We start from the raw sequence: 17,047 nt of genomic DNA, 5'->3' as shown, positions 1-17,047 counted from the left end.
AGCCGCCGCGCAAAATACGCAAGGATCCGCCTAAACGATAGCGTTTTTATAGAGACAACGAATAATGACGTTAATAGCGCTACGTTGAAACAGCGACCCAACTGGCTTAATGGGAAAAAGGAAAATATCTGTCGTCAGAAAAAGAGAGACCGTCAGATCGCGCGCCCGGACATAAATAAATGAGACAATTTTTCACCGCTGTCAGAGGTGAGCTAATTGATGCCCCTGAGGATATTAACCCCCGTTCCGGCATTAACCGGAACGGGTAATACGTTAAGGCTTACTTCAGCCCTTCGCGATTTTCCCTTTTCGCTTCCAGGCGCTCCACGTCGCGATACCAGCGCGGATGATGCTTCTTCGCCCAGCGGCGGCTCACCTTCCCTTCAATCATGCCTTTAATCGATCCTTTAACCCAGAATGCCATATACATATGGATCAGAATCGCATGGATAAGAATAATGGCCGACGTTGCGTGAATCAGCAGACTATAGCGAATAACCTGAATTGGGAAATAGTGGGCAAAATAAGGCCGCCAGATAATCACCCCGGTGACCAGCAGCACAAATATCATGCTCATGATCGTCCAGAACATCATTTTCTGGCCAGCGTTGTATTTCCCTACCCGCGCCACTTTATGCTCATTGCCCTTAAGCACCTCGATAATCCCTTTCAGCCAGGGAATATCCTGTTTGTCGGGAATATTATGGTGGACAAAGCGCACGAACATAAACATCAGGGCCACGAAAATCAGAACCCCGAAGAACGGATGCAGAATACGCCCCATCTGCGGGGTACCGAAGGTTTCGGTCAGCCACTGCAGCGTCGGGAAGAAAAACGAGATCCCCGACAGCGCCACCAGGAAAAAGCAGATGACCACCGTCCAGTGACAGGCGCGGTCAATAAACTTCGTGCGCACAATCATTTTCGATTTACTCATCATGCTCCTCCTCATCGTCATCCGCTTCCTTGTTCGGCCCAATCCCGATGTAGTGATAGATCAGCCCGGCAAAAGTGGCGATAAAGCCAACGGCGGAGAGCGGTTTCAGCGCGCCTTTCCACAGATTTATCGAGGTATCTATCTGCGGATCCTTCGGCAGGTTATGGTACAGCTCCGGCTGGTCCGCATGATGCAGCACGTACATCACGTGGGTGCCGCCGACGCCAGGCGGGTTATACACCCCGGCATGGGAATAGCCGCGTTTCTTCAGTTTTTCCACACGCTCGTTGGCCACTTCCAGCATCTCTTGCTTGCTGCCGAAGTGAATCGCGCCGGTTGGGCAGGTTTTCACGCAGGCCGGTTCCTGGCCAACGCTGACCCGATCGACGCACAGCGTGCACTTATAGACCCGGTTGTTCTCTTTATTGAGGCGCGGGACGTTAAAAGGGCATCCGGCAATGCAGTAACCGCAGCCGATGCAGTTTTCCTGCTGAAAGTCGACGATGCCGTTTGCGTACTGAATAATCGCTCCGGCGGACGGGCACGCCTTCAGGCAGCCCGGATCCTCACAGTGCATACAGCCGTCTTTGCGAATCAGCCACTCCAGCTTGCCGTTCTGCTCGGTTTCGCTAAAGCGCATTACCGTCCAGGATTTGGCGCTCAGATCGGCGGGATTGTCGTAAACCCCGACGCAGTGCCCGACTTCATCGCGGATATCGTTCCACTCGGAACAGGCCACCTGGCAGGCTTTGCAGCCTACGCAGGAGGAGACATCAATCAGCTTTGCCACTTCCGCCTTAAAATCCCGCGCGCGCGGCGCGGGGGTGATCGGATTGGTGGCGGAGCGTTTAATGATGTCCTGGGTTTCCATCGCCATTGCTTCGCTCCTTACGCTTTCTCGATGTTGACCAGAAACGCCTTATACTCCGGCGTCTGCGAGTTGGAATCCCCGACGTTCGGCGTCAGGGTATTGGCGATGTAACCTTTGCGGGCCACTCCTTCAAAACCCCAGTGCAGCGGAATACCGACGGTTTCCACCTGCTGACCGTTGACGTTGAGCGTTTGCAGACGACGCGTCACCACCGCCACCGCGCGAATAAAGCCGCGCATGCTGCTGACCGTCACCCGATCGCCATTGGCGATCCCTTTCGCTTTCGCCAGGCCTTCGCTGATTTCGACAAACTGCTCCGGCTGCGCAATCGCATTGAGCCGCGCATGCTTGGTCCAGGTATGAAAATGCTCGGTCAGACGATAGGTGGTGCCGACGTACGGGAATTTGTCCTTCTTACCTAAACGCAGGGCATCTTCTTCATACAGGCGTACCACCGGGCTGGAGACCACGCTCGGGTGCAGTGGATTGGTACCAAGCGGCGTTTCCATCGGTTCGTAGTGTTCCGGGAACGGACCTTCCGCCAGCTTATTCAGGGCAAACAGACGCCCCAGACCTTCCGGCTGCATAATAAACGGCCCGGTTTTGCTGCCCGGAGGCGCGGTATTGAAGTCCGGAATATCGTTGCCAACCCACTTGCTGCCGTTCCACTGGATCAGCATTCGCGTCGCATCCCACGGCTTGCCGTTCATATCCGCCGACGCGCGGTTGTACAGCACGCGCCGGTTGAGCGGCCACGCCCATGCCCAGCCGAGCGTATTGCCAAGACCTGACGGGTCGGCGTTATCGCGGTTGGCCATCTGATTGCCCTGCTCGGTCCAGCTGCCGGTATAGATCCAACAAGACGACGCGGTGGTACCGTCATCGCGCAGCAGTGCGAAGCTGTTCAACAGCTGGCCTTTCTTCGCCAGCGGCGCGCCGTTAGCGTCGTAGAGATCCGCCAGCGCGTAGCCGTTGTTCTCTTTCGCGACCTCTTCTGATTCCGGACGATCCGGCTGCTTGTAGTGCCACCCCATCTTCAGCAGCGGCTCGACGCCTTTGCCGCCCTCGGTGCGATACATCTCGCGCAGGCGGTGGTAAATCCCGGCCAGAATTTCGCCGTCGTTGCGCGCTTCGCCCGGCGCATCCTGGCCCTTCCAGTGCCACTGTAGCCAGCGCCCGGAGTTGGCGATGGAACCATCCTCTTCGGCAAAGCAGGTGGACGGCAGGCGGAAGACCTCGGTCTGAATCGCTGCCGGGTCAACATCGTTCGACTCGCCGTGGTTTTGCCAGAAGGTCGAGGTTTCGGTCACCAGCGGGTCGATAACCACCATGTACTTCAGCTTGCTCAGGCTGCGGACCACCTTGTTTTTGTCCGGGAAGGACGCCACCGGATTGAATCCCTGGCAGATATAGCCCGTGACGTTGCCGTTATCCATCATATTGAAATACTTAATAACGTCATAAGCCTGGTCCCATTTCGGCAGCCAGTGGAAGCCCCAGTCGTTCTCTTTTTGCGCCGCGTCGCCGTAGAAAGATTTCATCAGGCTGACGAAGAACTTCGGGTAGTTGCTCCAGTAGTTCACCTGTTCGGGCAGCGTCGCCTTCGGCGTATTGGCAGCTAGATAGCTTTGCAGATCAACCTGCTGTTCCGACGGCAGCGTCAGGTAGCCCGGCAGGCTGGTCGAAAGCAGGCCTAAATCGGTTAACCCCTGGATATTGGAGTGGCCGCGCAGCGCGTTGACCCCGCCTCCCGCCATCCCCATATTGCCGAGCAGCAGCTGAATCATCGCCATGGTGCGGATGTTCTGCGCGCCGACGGTATGCTGCGTCCAGCCCAGCGCATAGAGGAAAGTGGTGGTCCGGTCCGTGGCGCTGGTTGAGGCCAGCACTTCGCACACTTTCAGGAAGTCCGCTTTTGGCGTACCGCAGATGTTCTCCACCACCTCCGGCGTATAGCGCGAAACGTGCTGCTTCAGCAGGTTCCATACGCAGCGCGGATGCTGCAGCGTTTCATCGCGCATCGCGAAGCCATTTTCGTCGAACTGATAGTTCCACGAAGACTTATCGTACTGACGCTTTTCGGCATCGTAGCCGCTGAACAGGCCATCTTCGAAGGCAAAATCGTCGCGCACCAGCAGGTTGGCGTTGGTATAGTGTTTAACGTACTCGGCATTGATTTTGTTATTTTCGATCAGGTACAGCAGCACGCCCGACAGGAAGGTAATGTCGGTACCGGAACGGATCGGCGCATAAATATCGGCCACCGACGCCGTACGCGTAAAGCGCGGGTCAACGACAATCAGCGTCGCATCATTGTTGTTTTTTGCCTCCATCGCCCAGCGGAATCCCACCGGATGGGCTTCGGCGGCGTTACCGCCCATCACCACCACGACATTGGCGTTTTTAATATCAACCCAGTGGTTGGTCATCGCACCGCGACCAAATGTTGGAGCAAGACTTGCTACCGTTGGTCCGTGTCAGACGCGAGCCTGGTTATCTACCGCCAGCATGCCGAGCGAGCGCACAAATTTTTGCGTTAGCATGCCGGTCTCATTGCTGGCCGCCGACGCGCACAGCATCCCGGTGGACAGCCAGCGGTTAACCGTCACGCCCTGCTCGTTTTTCTCAATAAAGTTGGCATCACGGTCGGCTTTCATCAATTTAGCGATACGGGTAAATGCTTCATCCCAGGAGATGCGCTGCCATTTATCCGAACCCGGCGCGCGGTATTGCGGATAGCGCAGACGGTTGTCGCTATGGACATAGTCCAGCAGCCCTGCGCCTTTCGGGCACAGTGCGCCGCGGCTCACCGGATGGTCCGGATCCCCTTCAATGTGATAAATCGCTTCTTTCGCGTTTTTCGCGCCGTCGCCCAGGCTATACATTAATAGCCCGCAGCCCACGGAGCAGTATGTGCAGGTGTTGCGGATCTCTTTGGCGCGCAGCAATTTGTAATTACGCGCCTGAGCCAGGGCCATTTTGGGCGCAAAACCCAATGCAGCGGCTGTTGTTCCGGCCATACCGCCTGCGCAGATTTTAAAAAACTTTCTGCGGCTGACGTCCATTGTTCCCCTCCATGCGGGATGTCTATTCATTGCGGGAGTGGAAATTAACAGCAATAACCCTGTTTTATTTGCGTCAAATCAATGTCCTGAACCCAGGCCCCCTTAATAGTCAGCCGCGCCGAATTTCATTACTCCATTAGGATTAAGCGCTGTGGAAAATATCCCCCGAGGGCGAAAAAAAAGTGTTATAAAAGCCGACTGCGTTTGAACCAACATCAGGTTAAATATGGAGAAGAAAAAAGCCACGCTAATTGGATTCGCCGCCATCGTCCTCTGGAGCACCATGGTCGGGCTGATTCGTGGCGTAAGCGAAGGGCTTGGTCCGGTAGGCGGCGCGGCGATGATCTACAGCCTGAGCGGCCTTTTGCTCATCTTTACCGTCGGTTTTCCGCAAATACGTCAGATCCCCCGCCCTTATTTGCTGGCAGGCAGCGTGCTGTTTGTCAGTTATGAAATATGCCTCGCGCTGTCGGTCGGGCTAGCCGGAACCCGCCAGCAGGCGATTGAAGTGGGCATGGTCAATTATCTGTGGCCCAGCCTGACGATTTTATTTGCCATTGTCTTTAACAATCAAAAAAGCAGCTGGCTGGTTATCCCGGGGTTATTGCTGGCTTTATTCGGCGTCACCTGGGTATTAGGCGGTGAGCATGGCCTGAACATTGACGAAATTATCAGCAACGTGGTTTCCAGCCCGCTGAGCTATATTCTGGCGTTCGTCGGCGCATTTATCTGGGCGGCCTACTGCACGGTCACCGCTAAATATGCACAAGGCAAAAACGGCATCACTCTGTTTGTTCTGCTTACCGCCCTGACCCTGTGGCTAAAGTTTCTGTTCAGCGAACAGCCGCCCATGGTCTTTAGCTGGCCGGTAATAGTCAAACTGATCGCGCTGTCCATTGCCCTGGGCCTGGGCTATGCGGCGTGGAACGTCGGCATCCTGCACGGCAACGTCAGCCTGTTAGCCGCCGCCTCCTACTTTACGCCGGTGCTCTCCTCCGCGCTGGCGGCGGTACTGCTCAGCGCCGCGCTCTCGTGGTCGTTCTGGCAGGGCGCCGGCATGGTGTGCGCCGGCTCCCTGCTCTGCTGGCAGGCGACCCGGCGCTAACCGAGGTCGCCGCCGGCGACCGGCAGCGTCACGCCGGTGATGTAGCTGGCCTCATCGCTGGCGAGAAACAGGATGGCATTGGCCTGTTCCGCCAGCGTACCGTAGCGATGCATCAGGCTGCTCGCCACCGTCTGATCGACCACCTGCTGATACCACGTCTGCTCCTGCGCCGACGGCAGCTCCTCATTCCGCGGCGTCCGGCGCGCAGGCGCCTCGGTGTCCCCCGGCGCCACGGCGTTAATGCGGATCCCGTTTGCGCTATATTCCAGGGCTAGCGAACGGGTCAACGCATTAACGCCGCCTTTCGCTGCGGAATAAGGCACCCGGTTCACGCCCGCCGTTGCCACCGACGAAATATTAACGATACTGCCCTTGCCCTGCTTCAGCATCCACGGTAGCGCAGCCCGACAGCCCCACAGGGTCGGAAACAGCGAGCGGCGAATCTCCTTCTCTATCTGATCCGGCTGATATTCCGCAAACGGCCGCGCCCAGATGGTGCCGCCGACATTGTTAATCAATACATCCAGGTGGCCAAAATGGGCCACGCCGTTGGCGAATGCCCGCTCGGTACTTTCCCATTGTTCAAGATCGGCTTCCAGCGCCAGCGCCTGGCAACCGGCGGCGTTCAGCGCCGCCGCCAGTTCGTGAACATAGCGAGATCGGTCAATCAATAGCAGCCGCGCACCCTCACGCGCCGCTTGCTCTGCGGTCTGTCGGCCAATCCCCTGCGCGGCGCCGGTAATGGCCACGACTTTATGGTTAAATCGCATCGTTGCTCCTTATGCCGCCGCACTCTGGCTGGCGATGAATTTTTCATACCAGAACCCCGCCGGCGAAATGCCTCTCTCGCGCAGCGCCGTGGATACCGCATTGACCATCGGCGGTGGCCCGCACAGATAGATATCCACATCGCCATCGTTGAGTATTGCGTCATTAAGATGGTCGGTCACAAAACCGCGCTGCGGGCATTGGCTTTGCGCATCGGCAACCACCGGCAGCCAGCGATAAGCGGGAAGCTGGCCGGTAAATGCTTCAAGCGCATCAGTTTTCACCAGGTCTCTGTCGCGGGTCACACCATAGAGCAAAGTGACGGGCCGGGCGCTGCGTTGCATAGCCAGCGTTTGCAGTATCGAGAGCAGCGGCGCTAAGCCGGTGCCCCCCGCCAACAGCAACAGCGGACGCTCGCCGCTGCGCAGATAAAAGCTGCCCATCGGGCCGCTTAGCGTCAGACGATCGCCGGGACTGGCCCGCTGCGTCAGCCACTGACTCATCAAGCCGCCGGGCACGTTACGGATCAGAAAGCTCCCCTCACGCGAGCCCGGTAGAGAGCTAAACGAATAGGCGCGCACCTGCGGCGTGCCGGGGACCTGAATATTGATGTACTGACCCGCCAGGAAGTCCAGCGGCTCATCCAGCACGATCGCCAGCTCAATGGCGGTGTCAGACAGGAGATTGACCGCTTTCACCGTCGCCCCCAGGCTTGCCAGCGCGGTCTTGCACTGGGCTGCCGCCGCCGGTACATCAATGACGCAATCGCTGGATGGCACCATCTGACAGGTCAGCACCTGGCGCTCTGCGGCTTCGTCTTCGCTGAGCGCCTCTTCAAGATACTCATCGCCCAGACCATATTCGCCGCTGACGCAGCGGCACTTGCAGGTGCCGCAAACGCCGTCCGAACAATCCATCGGCAGATTAACCTGCTGACGATAGGCGGCATCGAGTACTTTCTCTCCGGCGTGACATTGAATAAAGCGGGTGATGCCGTCTTCAAAATTGAGAGCAATATTAAAGGTCATAAACGCCTCTTAAATGTGGTAAACGTCAATTACCTGACGGATGTAATCGTTATTCAGGCGCACGGTTTTACGGATAATCTGCGGTTTGCCGGCGTTCTCACTCAGCGTGCAGCAGGTAGAGCCAAACCAGGTATCCGTCTGCTGATAGCGATGGCAGTAGGTGACCCAGTTGTAGCGCACCTCCATCCCCTGTTCGGTTTCGCCAAGCAGCTCAACGTTGCCGATCATATGAGTGGTGCGCGGTTCCGGCGTGCTGGCCCCTGAGCGTTCCGTTTTGATGCGGTATACCCGGTCTTCGAGGCCATCGCGGTTCGGGTAGTAAATCAGCGAAATTTCGCGCTGAGGGTCGCGGGTAAGCTTGTCGTCATCTCCCCAGGCGGGCATCCAGTACACCACCTGTGGACTGTAGCAGTTCAGCCAATCATCCCACTGACGATCGTCAAGCAGGCGGGCTTCGTAATAGAGAAACTGGCGAACCTGTTCGAGAGTCAGCATCAGACCACCTCCACGCGTTGCGTGATCGATTGCTCGTAGCGCTGCTGCTCTTTTTCCAGCGCCGCCAGCATCACGTTTTGCCAGTGATGATGGTGGGCGATATACAAAGCTTCATCTTCCGATTTCACCCCGCTTAGCTGCGGCCTGAAGCCCGCCTGAAGAGCGTGTTCGTCAGGGCCATCGACCCAGTGCAGCGCCCCGCGGCTGAGGTCGCTCCATGCCAGATTCTCACCGAGATAGCCGCGCTGGCAGGCGCTGAACTCTTCCAGATCGTCAGGCGTTCCCATGCCGCTAACGTTGAAGAAATCCTCATACTGGCGAATACGCAGCGCCCTCGCCTGGTCAGATTCGCCCTTCGGCGCAAAGCACCAGATGGTGACTTCGGTTTTATCCACCGCGATGGGGCGTATCACGCGGATCTGCGTCGAAAACTGATCCATCAGATAGACGTTTGGATAGAGGCACAGGTTGCGCGTTTCGTTGACCATCTGCTCGGCGCGGGACTGGCCGAATTCCGCCTGCAGCCGTTCACGATGTTCGTAGACCGGCCGCACTTCCGGGTTCAGCACCCGGGTCCACAACAGCATATGTCCATTGTCAAAGCCGTAACCGCCGCCGACGCTTTTCGACCAGCCGTTTGCGTCTACCGCGTGCGTCCCTTCCGCTTCGTAGTTGCGGCGCGACATGGTGGAAGCGTAGTTCCAGTGGACCACGCTAACGTGATAGCCGTCAGCACCGTTTTCCGCCCCCAGCTTCCAGTTGCCTTCATAAACGTAGCTCGATGATCCGTTAAGCACCTCCAGCCCTTCCGGCGCCTGGTCAACGATCAGGTCGATAATTTTGCAGGTTTCGCCCAGGTACGCCTCCAGCGGCTGTACATCGGCATTCAGGCTGCCGAAAAGGAAGCCGCGATACGATTGAAACCTCGGCAGTTTCTTTAAATCGTGGGAGCCTTCATGCTTGAAAGTCTCCGGGTAACCGCCGGTACTTTCATCTTTGGCTTTTAAAAGCTTGCCGTTATTACTGAATGTCCAGCCGTGAAATGGACAGGTAAAGGAACTTTTATTACCGGTTTTACGGCGACACAGCATCGCCCCGCGGTGGGCGCAGCTGTTAATTAGCGCATGCAGTTCATTCTTTTTGTCGCGAGTTATTATTACCGGCTGGCGCCCAAGAGTCAGGGTGTAATAATCCCCAGGCTGCGCAATCTGGCTTTCATGAGCAAGGAACAACCAATTTCCTTCAAAAACATGCTTCATTTCAAAATCAAATAGCTGCGGATCGGTAAATATTGAGCGATGGCAGCGATAAATATGCTTTTCACGATCGACAATTAATGCATTGGTGATTTTATCTTTTAATGTGGTGAACATTTTTTGCATGAGTCGGCCCTCCTGCATAATTCAGGAATAGAAAACTGTGAGGTCGGAATTTCGCTTTATTCTCCGGCCACGACCTGGCCGGAGAAGAGAATTAACGCCGCGCGCTACTCCTGCGCGCGCAGGCGCGTACCGCGGTGTTCTTCATCGGCGTTAAGTGCTTTGCACAGGGTAAAATCAAAGCGCACTTCAGTATGTTCGCCTTCCAGCTCACGCTGCTGAATAAGCTCGCGGTCGCTGACTTTTACCGGATCGGCAATCAGGCCGTCGCGGGTAGCGAACGCGAAATCATCCCACAGGTATTTGTCGCCGTTGAGATTGATTTGGCTGGTCAAATGTTTATGACCCGGCGCGGAAACGAAGAAATGGATATGCGCCGGACGGTTACCGTGACGCCCCAACAGGTCAAGGAGTTTTTGCGTTGGCCCATCCGGCGGGCAACCGTAGCCGGATGGCATAATGCTGCGCACGCTATAGCAGCCATCGGCGCCGGTGCGAATGCGGCGGCGAAGATTATATTCACTCTGGCTTTGATCGAAGAAAGAGTAGTTCCCGAGGGTATTGGCATGCCAGATATCAACGATAGCGTTGGCTATCGGGTGGCCCTGGGTGTCGCGAACCTGGCCATAAAGCCACATCACCTCCCCCGCATCTTTACCATCATCCATGCGGGTATGCCCGTCTGCCAGCGGCGCATTCGCCACGTACAGCGGGCCTTCAATAGTACGAGGAGTGCCGGTTTCCCGCTGCGCTGCGGCATCAATAGCGTCCTGGCGCAGGTCGAGGAAGTGTTCAAGGCCGAGGCCCGCCGCCAGCAGTGCCGCTTCCTGGCGGCCGCCTAATTCATGCAGATAATTCACCGCATGCCAGAACTCTTCTTCAGTGACATTATAGTCATCAATCAGCGTGCAGATGTTTTCCAGCAGACGATGAACAATCGTTTTAAAACGTTCGTCGCCGCCGGTTGCATTTAAACCTGCACTTTCACGCAATAAATGTTGCACAGCATCTTGTTGTACGAATGCATTACTCATAATATTTCTCACTTATCGTTGTAGGATATTCGCCGAATAGTTTCGGCGCGAGGTTAGTTATTATTTTTATTAACGGTCGTCTTCGCGAATCGAGGAGGGATGACGACAGAGCGCCTCCACGCGAATTTGCATAAAGGGATATAACGGTAGAGCCATTAAAATTTGATGCAGCTCTTCAGCATCTTTTACATCGAAAATACTGACATTGGCGTAAAGTCCGGCGACGCGCCAGATATGTCGCCATTTACCTTCACGCTGAAGTTGTTGTGAATACTTTTTTTCTCGCTGCTTAATTTCCTCAATTTCGTCGGCAGGAAACCCCAGCGGAATATTCACGGTCATATCGACTTTAAATAGCATAAAAATCCTCCATTATCCTTTGCGGCTATAGAAGCGCAGTTTGTCTTCATCCAGTTCAGCGCCAAGACCCGGCGTTTGCGGTAGCGTCACTTCGCCTTCGGCGAACGTGAGCGGCACGCTGACAATATCGTCCTTCAGCAATAACGGGCCAAACATCTCGCTGCCCCACTGTAGGGGGAGCGTCGACCAGGCGTGCAGCGAGGCCAGGGTGCCAACGGTCCCCTCAAGCATCGTGCCGCCGTAAAGCCCAATTCCCGCCGCTTGCGCCACCTTCGCCAGCGCCAGCACGCTGTTTGGCCCGCCCGCTTTGGCAATCTTCAGCGCATAGGCCCCGCTGAATCCCTGCTGCGCCAGGCGATAGCCTTCGTAATGGGTCGCTACCGCTTCATCGGCCAGAATAGCCGTGCCGATGTGATGGCTGAGGCGCACCAGCGTAGTGTTATCCTGAGCGCTAACTGGCTGTTCAATCAAATCGACCCCCATCGCCGCCAGCTCGCGGCAGCCCTTTGCCGCGACGGTGGCTTCCCACGCCTGATTCACGTCGACGCGGATGCTGGCCCGATCGCCCAGGGCTTCAACAATCGCGCGGGTATGGCGCAGGTCAGTCGCCAGCTCGCGCGCGCCGATTTTTAGCTTAAAGGCCCGATGGCGACGCTCCGCGAGTAGCCTTTCCCCCTCGGCAATATCTTTCTCGGTGTCGCCGCTCGCCAGCGTCCAGAGAACCGGCAGCGAGGTCGTCAGCGCGCCGCCAAGCAGCGCGGAAACCGGCAGGCCAAGCGCCTTTCCCTGCGCATCCAGCAGCGCGGTTTCGATCGCCGATTTGGCAAAGGTGTTGCCTTTAACCGCGCCGTTCATTCGCGCGGTCAGGGAATTGAGATTATCGGCAGGCTGGCCCTTCAGCAGCGGCATCAGGTAATGGTTAATTGCCGAAACGATAGCTTCCGGGCTCTCCACGCCGTAGCTCAATCCACCGATGGTGGTGGCTTCGCCAATACCGCAAATCCCGTCCGAACGGGTGATGCGGACGATCGCCAGCGTCTGACAGCCCATCGTGGTCATGGAGAGTTTGTGCGGTCGAATGGTCGGGATATCTACCAGCCAGCTTTCAATACGTTCAATGGTCACGGTCATCTTTTTTTCCTGGTGATGAAATACATAACTTTTCATCCCCCTGTTCATAACGTGGGGTAACGATTCTGTTGACAATAGGTCTGCACGGTCGGGACGGTCAACGGCGATAATCGAAATGTTGTGCGATTATCGACGCGGTTGTTAAATTGGGGTTAATAATGTGATCGACATGGTAAAAACAGCACAAGGAATCGCCGCGTTTTTCACCCGCGATATAGTGATGCCCCATGAACCTTTATCTTCAGTAAAAGAGGGGTATATGAGCGAAAAAAAACCAGATACTCTCAGCGTCCGCCAGTCTGAACACGACCCTAACTTTATGCTGTCCCTGGCGCGCGGGCTGGAAGTCCTTAACGCGTTTACCCCGCAGCGGCAGCGCCTGACCATTTCCCAGCTTAGCCAAAAAACGCAGATCTCCCGCGCGGCTGTGCGCCGCTGCCTCTATACCCTCGCCGCGCTGGGAATGGTGCATAGCCCGGATGGCCGCAGCTATGAGCTACTCCCCCGCGTGCTGGCGGTGGGTCACGCTTACCTGGCCGGAACGCCGCTGGCGAAAGTCGCGCAGAGCGCCCTGGATAATCTGGGTAAAAACCTCGGAGAATCCTGCTCCGCCGCCACGCTGGACGGCGATAACGTCCTGTATATTGCCAGAGCGGCGGTGAATAACCTGCTCAGCGTAGATATCGGCCGCGGTAGCCGTCTGCCTGCGTGGGCCACGTCGATGGGACGCGTGCTGCTTAGCGCGTTGCCGGAAGAACAGCTTGAAGTGACACTGTCACGAGCCAGCTTAATCCGCTATACCCCGTATACGCTATGCGATCTGCCGGGTTTACGGCAGGAAATCGCCAGAGTGCGTATGCAGGGCTACGCGCTCGCTGACCGGCAAATTGAGGTGGGATTATGTTCGCTGGCGGTACCGCTGCTTTCCCGCAGCGGTCAGGTGGTGGCGGCGCTTAACGTTGGCGTTCCGGCAGGCTATACCAACGCCGCCGCGCTGAAGGAGAAAGCCCTCGCCCCGCTACGGCGGGCGGCGATGGCGCTTTCTCTTCAGCTGTAAGGGTTAATTCAGCTCCGGCGCCCTGGCCAGACTGCGCCAGATACCAGCCGCCAGCAGCAGAAGCAGGACACCGGCCGTCGCCAGCACGATACTGTGCGAATGAATAAACGCTGCCTTCGCCGCTTCGAGCAGGTTTTGCGCAGGAATAGCCGGCATCGACTGCGCCAGCTTAATCGCCTCGCTGATGGAGGAGGACGCCTGCTCCGCCGCTGCGCCGTCAACGCCCGACGGCAAAACAATCGATGAGGTGTAGCTGCGGGTCAATATCAGACCGAACAGGGCGATGCCCAGACCAGCCCCCAGCTCGTAGGCCATAGTTTCGATGGCCCCCGCCGCCGCCGCTTTCTCCTTCGGCGCTGCGGCCATAATGGCAGAGCTGGAAGCCAGCAGCGCGCTGGCGACGCTAAAGCCCAGCAGCGTCATCAGTCCCCAGGCTAACCACTGCTGGGTGCTGAAATCGGTCTTCGACAGGCCGAGGAAGCTCAGCGCGCTGAGCAGCATTCCCCCGGTTGCCACCTCGCGCAGCCCCAGGCGCGAAACCAACATGCCGGCAATCGGCCCGCTAAAACCGCTGGCCACCATCACCGGCAGCATAAACAGCCCGGCCTCAAATGGCGTTTTGCTATGCACGAACTGCAGCTCCTGCGCCATCAGAAGTTCAAAGCCCACCAGCGTGATCAGCGCCGTCATCGCCATCATCACACCGCTTAAAATAATGCGATGGGTAAACAGTCGCATATCGACCATGGGCCGCGTCGCCATAAGCTGCTTGCGCACGAACCAGAACAACATACCGGCGCCAGCAACCGCCACCAGCCCGGTTAACCACAGCGCCATTTGCCCTTTAAGCGCCGTTTTAGCGCTGAATACCAGCATCAATATGGCGGCGATCAGGATTAGCGCCTGGAATAGATTCAGCGGCTGTTCCCGTCGTGCGGGCTGACGCGGCACCACTTTGGCGTTAATCGCTATCACCAGCAGCACGATCGGCACGTTGATCAGGAAAACCGAGCCCCAGTAAAAATGTTCCAGCAGCATGCCGCCGATCAGTGGGCCAAAGGCCGCCCCGCCGGAACCCACCGCCGCCCACAGGCCAAGGGCCATATTACGCTGTTGCGCCAGCGCAAAAGTGCTGCGAATACCGGCGAGCGTCGCCGGGACGATCATCGCTGCCCCTACCGCCAGTAGCGCGCGGGACGCAATCAGCGTTTCGGCCGTCGGCGAAAACGCCGCCGCCAGCGAGGCGGCGCCAAAAATAGCGCTGCCGAGCAGTAGCAGGCGTTTAAAGCCTATTTTATCGCCCAGCGCGCCCATCGGCAGCACCATGCCGGCCATCACCAACGAGTAAATATCAATAATCCACAATAGCTCATTGCCGCTGGTCCCCAGCGCTACGCTAAGCGTTGGCGCGGCCACGTGCAGAACGGTGGCATCAATCGCCACCGGAATATAAACCAGCAAAATCGCCATCAGCGTCAACCATTGCCGAGACATACTACCTTTCCTCAAAGTTGAAAATTGGACAAGTGTCCAGGATGGCGATCCTGCCCCAATGTTGAACGAGTGTCCAACTTTTTGTTACTATCGGCCAAAAACGGGGGTCACCAGGCGTTATGAGCTACTTAAATCGCGATGCGCGACGGGAAGTTATTGTACTGGCAGCCATGCGCGTAGCGCTTAGGGGCGGATTCAGCGCCATGACCGTGCGCCAGATTGCCGCCGAAGCCGGCGTCTCCGCCGGTCAACTGCACCACCATTTCACTTCAGCAGGCGAGCTGAAAGCCCATACCTTTGTACGCCTTATCCGTGAAATGCTGGACATGCCGCTGGTCGCTGACGACGCCACGTGGCGGGAACGCCTGTTTTCCATGGTGGGCAGCGACGACGGCAAGCTTGAGCCCTATATTCGTTTATGGCGCGAAGCGCAGCTGCTGGCCGACAGCGATAGCGATATCAAAGGCGCATATCTGCTGACGATGAGTATGTGGCATGAAGAGACGCTGAAAATTATTCAGCGCGGAACCGAAGCGGGCGAGTTTACGCCAAAAGACCATGCGGGAAGTATTGCCTGGCGGCTCATTGCGCTGGTATGTGGCCTGGATGGTATTTACGCGCTGGGTATGGAGGAAATAGATGATGCCACCTTTAACCGGCATATCAATTATTTTATTTCGATGGAACTGTTCTGACTCAGGTTACACTTTGTAACAAATAATCTCCCTCTATTCTCCGCGCGTCGACTGCCGACGCGCTTTTCTTATCTATTCTTCATTCATTACAACTAACACATCGTTCGGCCCCTTCTTTCATTCTTTTATATTAATTGACTGTTTTACATCTTTATTCTTTTTGACTGGTTAATGTTCATTCGAGGGCAATATGCTGAGCAAAAATGAGAAAAAGAATCATTATCTTTTAAGCGAGTGGAAACCTGAAAACGCGGCATTCTGGGAAAATAAGGGAAAGAAAATAGCCCGCAGAAATCTTTGCATTTCCGTAGCTTGTCTGCTACTTGCCTTTTGCGTCTGGATGTTATTTAGCGCCGTCGCGGTCAACCTCAATAAAGTCGGTTTTAATTTCACTACCGATCAACTCTTTTTATTAACCGCTCTGCCTTCGCTTTCCGGCGCGATATTACGCGTGCCCTACTCCTTTATGGTACCCATATTTGGCGGGCGCTACTGGACGGTATTAAGTACGATTATTCTGGTGGTTCCCTGCATCTGGCTGGGAATTGCCGTGCAAAATACCGCTACCCCGTTTTGGGTATTTATCATTATTGCCTTACTGTGCGGTTTTGCCGGTGCGAACTTTGCTTCGAGCATGGGAAATATCAGTTTTTTCTTCCCCAAAGCGAAACAGGGTAGCGCACTGGGGATTAACGGTGGGCTCGGCAACCTCGGCGTCAGCGTGATGCAGATGATCGCGCCGGCGGTGATTTTTCTGCCCATCTTTGCTTTTCTCGGTGTTCATGGGGTGCCTCAGGAGGATGGATCTCTTCTCGCCCTTAGCAACGCCGCGCTCGTCTGGGTACCGCTGCTGGCGATCGCCACCTTCGCAGCCTGGGTGGGAATGAACGATATCGCCAGCTCGAAGGCCTCAATTCGCGAGCAGCTGCCGGTACTGAAGCGCCCGCATATGTGGCTGTTAAGCCTGCTCTACCTTGCCACCTTTGGCTCGTTTATCGGCTTCTCCGCCGGTTTTGCCATGCTGGCGAAAACGCAGTTCCCCGACGTGAATATTCTGAAGCTGGCTTTCTTCGGGCCGTTTATCGGCGCGCTGGCGCGGTCATTTGGCGGCATTATTTCCGACCGTCTCGGCGGCGTGCGGGTCACGTTGATCAATTTTATCTTAATGGCGCTGTTCACCGGCCTGCTGTTCCTCACCCTGCCCGGCACCGGCTCCGGCAGTTTTCTCGCTTTTTACGTGGTGTTTATGGGACTGTTCCTTACCGCTGGTCTCGGCAGCGGTTCCACCTTCCAGATGATCGCCGTGATCTTCCGCCAGATAACTATCGACAGCGTGAAGAAGCGCGGCGGCAGCGATGAACAGGCTCAGCACGAAGCGGTGACCGACACCGCGGCGGCGCTCGGTTTTATCTCCGCAATCGGCGCCATTGGCGGCTTCTTTATCCCTAAAGCCTTCGGCACCTCGCTGGCGCTGACCGGCTCACCTGTCGGGGCAATGAAGGTCTTCTTTGTTTTCTACGTGGTTTGTGTGCTGGTGACCTGGCTGGTCTACGGCCGTCGTAAATCGGCAAAAAAATAACGACATCTTTGCCGGATGGCGGCTGAAGCCTTATCTGGCCTACAGGATA

At 56.4% G+C, this 17,047-nt stretch carries 15 protein-coding genes; 4 read left to right on the top strand and 11 right to left on the bottom strand.

The window, feature by feature from the left end; all coding sequences use genetic code 11:
- Positions 1-280: 280 nt before the first annotated feature.
- Genes fdnI through fdnG form a run of 3 tightly spaced genes read right to left on the bottom strand, consistent with a single transcriptional unit; the run spans position 281 to position 4,873 of the window.
- Positions 281-937 carry a formate dehydrogenase-N subunit gamma gene (gene fdnI / locus HMPREF3178_RS12085; RefSeq protein ID WP_004101923.1) on the bottom strand — a complete coding sequence of 219 codons (657 nt, stop codon included), beginning with the start codon at positions 935-937 and terminating at the stop codon, positions 281-283.
- Positions 930-1,814: a formate dehydrogenase subunit beta gene (fdxH, locus tag HMPREF3178_RS12080; protein WP_070585174.1), complete on the bottom strand. Its 885-nt coding sequence runs from the start codon at positions 1,812-1,814 to the stop codon at positions 930-932. The genes fdnI and fdxH overlap by 8 nt, the downstream gene beginning before the upstream one ends.
- Before the next feature lie 11 nt (positions 1,815-1,825).
- On the bottom strand, positions 1,826-4,873 hold the full coding sequence (gene fdnG / locus HMPREF3178_RS12075; RefSeq protein ID WP_085955746.1) for a formate dehydrogenase-N subunit alpha: 3,048 nt from the start codon (positions 4,871-4,873) through the stop codon (positions 1,826-1,828).
- A 226-nt stretch (positions 4,874-5,099) separates the two neighbouring features.
- Here fdnG and yddG point away from each other — a divergent pair, with 226 nt between their 5' ends.
- Positions 5,100-5,978, top strand: coding sequence for an aromatic amino acid DMT transporter YddG (gene yddG, locus HMPREF3178_RS12065; RefSeq protein ID WP_004101917.1), 879 nt, complete (start codon positions 5,100-5,102; stop codon positions 5,976-5,978).
- On the opposite strand, the gene benD is transcribed toward yddG, so the two are convergent.
- The 7 genes from benD to HMPREF3178_RS12030 form a co-directional block, all read right to left on the bottom strand.
- Complete coding sequence (gene benD, locus HMPREF3178_RS12060; RefSeq protein ID WP_017145929.1) at positions 5,975-6,748, bottom strand: benzoate diol dehydrogenase BenD; 774 nt, start codon at positions 6,746-6,748, stop codon at positions 5,975-5,977. The genes yddG and benD overlap by 4 nt on opposite strands.
- Positions 6,749-6,757: 9 nt before the next feature.
- On the bottom strand, positions 6,758-7,774 hold the full coding sequence (gene benC / locus HMPREF3178_RS12055) for a benzoate 1,2-dioxygenase electron transfer component BenC (RefSeq protein WP_004112867.1): 1,017 nt from the start codon (positions 7,772-7,774) through the stop codon (positions 6,758-6,760).
- A 9-nt stretch (positions 7,775-7,783) separates the two neighbouring features.
- Positions 7,784-8,269, bottom strand: a complete 486-nt coding sequence (gene benB, locus HMPREF3178_RS12050; RefSeq protein ID WP_017145930.1) for a benzoate 1,2-dioxygenase small subunit — start codon at positions 8,267-8,269, stop codon at positions 7,784-7,786.
- On the bottom strand, positions 8,269-9,651 hold the full coding sequence (locus tag HMPREF3178_RS12045; protein WP_004101913.1) for a Rieske 2Fe-2S domain-containing protein: 1,383 nt from the start codon (positions 9,649-9,651) through the stop codon (positions 8,269-8,271). The genes benB and HMPREF3178_RS12045 overlap by 1 nt, the downstream gene beginning before the upstream one ends.
- Before the next feature lie 104 nt (positions 9,652-9,755).
- Positions 9,756-10,682, bottom strand: a complete 927-nt coding sequence (catA, locus tag HMPREF3178_RS12040) for a catechol 1,2-dioxygenase (protein ID WP_004101912.1) — start codon at positions 10,680-10,682, stop codon at positions 9,756-9,758.
- A 69-nt stretch (positions 10,683-10,751) separates the two neighbouring features.
- The gene (gene catC / locus HMPREF3178_RS12035; protein ID WP_004101911.1) at positions 10,752-11,042 is read right to left on the bottom strand and encodes a muconolactone Delta-isomerase; all 291 of its coding nucleotides are present in this window, start codon (positions 11,040-11,042) and stop codon (positions 10,752-10,754) included.
- Between the two features lie 12 nt (positions 11,043-11,054).
- Complete coding sequence (locus HMPREF3178_RS12030; protein WP_162098326.1) at positions 11,055-12,221, bottom strand: muconate cycloisomerase family protein; 1,167 nt, start codon at positions 12,219-12,221, stop codon at positions 11,055-11,057.
- Positions 12,222-12,432: 211 nt separating this feature from the next.
- Between HMPREF3178_RS12030 and HMPREF3178_RS12025 the strand changes: the two genes are divergently transcribed.
- Positions 12,433-13,230 (top strand): IclR family transcriptional regulator domain-containing protein, encoded by a 798-nt coding sequence (locus HMPREF3178_RS12025; protein WP_004101908.1) that lies wholly within the window; start codon positions 12,433-12,435, stop codon positions 13,228-13,230.
- Positions 13,231-13,233: 3 nt separating this feature from the next.
- Here the strand turns inward: HMPREF3178_RS12025 and HMPREF3178_RS12020 are convergent, their stop codons facing one another.
- Positions 13,234-14,724 (bottom strand): MFS transporter, encoded by a 1,491-nt coding sequence (locus HMPREF3178_RS12020; RefSeq protein ID WP_070585173.1) that lies wholly within the window; start codon positions 14,722-14,724, stop codon positions 13,234-13,236.
- Positions 14,725-14,843: 119 nt separating this feature from the next.
- On the opposite strand from HMPREF3178_RS12020, the gene HMPREF3178_RS12015 reads away from it, so the two are divergent.
- Both HMPREF3178_RS12015 and HMPREF3178_RS12010 read left to right on the top strand, forming a co-directional pair.
- Complete coding sequence (locus HMPREF3178_RS12015) at positions 14,844-15,419, top strand: TetR family transcriptional regulator (protein ID WP_017145931.1); 576 nt, start codon at positions 14,844-14,846, stop codon at positions 15,417-15,419.
- Positions 15,420-15,609: 190 nt separating this feature from the next.
- On the top strand, positions 15,610-16,998 hold the full coding sequence (locus HMPREF3178_RS12010) for a NarK family nitrate/nitrite MFS transporter (RefSeq protein ID WP_017145932.1): 1,389 nt from the start codon (positions 15,610-15,612) through the stop codon (positions 16,996-16,998).
- Positions 16,999-17,047: the final 49 nt, after the last annotated feature.

The sequence above is a fragment of the Klebsiella sp. HMSC09D12 genome, from assembly GCF_001808475.1.
Classification (GTDB): Bacteria; Pseudomonadota; Gammaproteobacteria; order Enterobacterales; family Enterobacteriaceae; genus Klebsiella; species Klebsiella oxytoca.
Note: the sequence above shows the minus strand (reverse complement) of the source record. Positions and strands in the feature narration are given on the sequence as shown.

What these genes read in the sequence shown, in the direction of transcription:
- fdnI (WP_004101923.1), bottom strand. Translation starts at nt 937, where the DNA reads ATGAGTAAATCGAAAATGATTGTGCGCACGAAGTTTATTGACCGCGCC.
- fdxH (WP_070585174.1), bottom strand. Translation starts at nt 1,814, where the DNA reads ATGGCGATGGAAACCCAGGACATCATTAAACGCTCCGCCACCAATCCG.
- yddG (WP_004101917.1), top strand. Translation starts at nt 5,100, where the DNA reads ATGGAGAAGAAAAAAGCCACGCTAATTGGATTCGCCGCCATCGTCCTC.
- benD (WP_017145929.1), bottom strand. Translation starts at nt 6,748, where the DNA reads ATGCGATTTAACCATAAAGTCGTGGCCATTACCGGCGCCGCGCAGGGG.
- benC (WP_004112867.1), bottom strand. Translation starts at nt 7,774, where the DNA reads ATGACCTTTAATATTGCTCTCAATTTTGAAGACGGCATCACCCGCTTT.
- benB (WP_017145930.1), bottom strand. Translation starts at nt 8,269, where the DNA reads ATGCTGACTCTCGAACAGGTTCGCCAGTTTCTCTATTACGAAGCCCGC.
- HMPREF3178_RS12045 (WP_004101913.1), bottom strand. Translation starts at nt 9,651, where the DNA reads ATGCAAAAAATGTTCACCACATTAAAAGATAAAATCACCAATGCATTA.
- catA (WP_004101912.1), bottom strand. Translation starts at nt 10,682, where the DNA reads ATGAGTAATGCATTCGTACAACAAGATGCTGTGCAACATTTATTGCGT.
- catC (WP_004101911.1), bottom strand. Translation starts at nt 11,042, where the DNA reads ATGCTATTTAAAGTCGATATGACCGTGAATATTCCGCTGGGGTTTCCT.
- HMPREF3178_RS12030 (WP_162098326.1), bottom strand. Translation starts at nt 12,221, where the DNA reads ATGAACAGGGGGATGAAAAGTTATGTATTTCATCACCAGGAAAAAAAG.
- HMPREF3178_RS12025 (WP_004101908.1), top strand. Translation starts at nt 12,433, where the DNA reads ATGAGCGAAAAAAAACCAGATACTCTCAGCGTCCGCCAGTCTGAACAC.
- HMPREF3178_RS12020 (WP_070585173.1), bottom strand. Translation starts at nt 14,724, where the DNA reads ATGTCTCGGCAATGGTTGACGCTGATGGCGATTTTGCTGGTTTATATT.
- HMPREF3178_RS12015 (WP_017145931.1), top strand. Translation starts at nt 14,844, where the DNA reads ATGAGCTACTTAAATCGCGATGCGCGACGGGAAGTTATTGTACTGGCA.
- HMPREF3178_RS12010 (WP_017145932.1), top strand. Translation starts at nt 15,610, where the DNA reads ATGCTGAGCAAAAATGAGAAAAAGAATCATTATCTTTTAAGCGAGTGG.